We start from the raw sequence: 1,363 nt of genomic DNA, 5'->3' as shown, positions 1-1,363 counted from the left end.
GAGACGGGCCTCGGCAAGCGAGACCTCTACGAGGCCGCGCTCGCCGCCCGCGCCGCGCGCTGACGCCGAGGGACCCCCGTGCCCGCGCGGCCCGATGCCCTCCCGGCGGTTCGCGTTCGCCCACGGTCTATGCGCACGTATCGAAATCACAGGTGGCTCCCACGCCGCTCACATGATCCGGGCGCACTCTGAATCAACAGCGTCGTTTCGGGGGTGACGGACATGGCACAGGCAGTGCGATTCAACCGGTATGGGGGGCCCGACGTGCTCGAGGTGACCGAGGTCCCGGTCCCGGAGCCCGGCCCAGGGGAAGTGCGCGTCAAGGTGTTCGCGAGCGGGATCTCGCCCGTGGAGACGGCGGTGCGTCGAGGCGACCATCCCGATCGCTGGCCGGTCGAGTTCCCATCCGGCCAGGGCCGCGACGTCGCAGGGGTGGTGGACGCGATCGGGGACGGCGTGACGCGGTTCCGGCGCGGCGACGAGGTGATGGGATTCGTCTCGCGAGGAGCCCAGGCGACCTTCGTCGTCGCGCCCGCATCGCAGCTCCTCCCCAAGCCGGCGTCGGTGTCCTGGGAGGTCGCCGGGTCGCTGTACGTCGCGGGGACGACCGCGCTCGCCGCCGTCGACGGCCTGAACCTCGGCCCCAACGACGTCGTGGTGATCACCGCGGTCGCGGGCGGGATCGGGTGCCTCGCGGCGCAGCTCGCGCGGGTTCGCGGTGCGGTGGTGATCGGCACCACGACCGAGTCGCGGTTCGACTTCGTCCGCCAGTTCGGGATCGTGCCGATCGCGTACGGGCCCGACCTCGCATCGCGCATCCGGAGCATCACCGATCGGCAGGTCACCGCGTTCGTCGACTTCCTCGGAGGCCAGGCCGCGGAGGCCGCGGAGCTCGGGGTCCCGGCGTCGCGCGTGTTCACGACGACGGACTGGGACGCGGTCGAGGACGACGACGCGGTCAAGCTGTACGCGGGCGACACCATCGCGCTCGGGCGCATCGCGCAGCTCATCGCCGACCGGCAGGTCCGACTGCCGATCGCCGACGTGTTCCCGCTCGCCGACATCGCCGACGCCTACCGGGAGCTCGACCGGCGCGACGCCCCCGGGAAGATCGTCATCGGCATGAACCTCGTCGACTACCCCGGCCAGAAGGTGAAGCCGTCTCGGCTCAAGCAGCAGGACCTCACCATCGGCGTCCCGACCCCGCACGAGCGGATGTCGGTCGAGGGCGTCCTGCCGCCGGTCATCGGCGACGGTCGCGCCCGGCAACTGCGGACCGGATCCATCCCCGTGGTGGAGCCGAGCGGTCCCCGCGCCTGAGCCGGGCCGGCGTCCGGCCGGGCGGGCGTCCGGGCGGGCGCCC

The 1,363-nt window shown here is 72.7% G+C and carries 1 protein-coding gene; it reads left to right on the top strand.

Annotated elements, in window-relative coordinates; all coding sequences use genetic code 11:
* Positions 1-222 precede the first annotated feature (222 nt).
* Complete coding sequence (locus tag ESO86_RS17040; protein ID WP_129235969.1) at positions 223-1,320, top strand: NADP-dependent oxidoreductase; 1,098 nt, start codon at positions 223-225, stop codon at positions 1,318-1,320.
* The last annotated feature ends 43 nt before the right edge of the window (positions 1,321-1,363 follow it).

Source organism: Agromyces binzhouensis (assembly GCF_004135055.1).
GTDB lineage: Bacteria > Actinomycetota > Actinomycetes > Actinomycetales > Microbacteriaceae > Agromyces > Agromyces binzhouensis.
The sequence above is the reverse complement of the archived record's forward strand: the minus strand, read 5'-3'. Positions and strand labels throughout refer to the sequence as shown.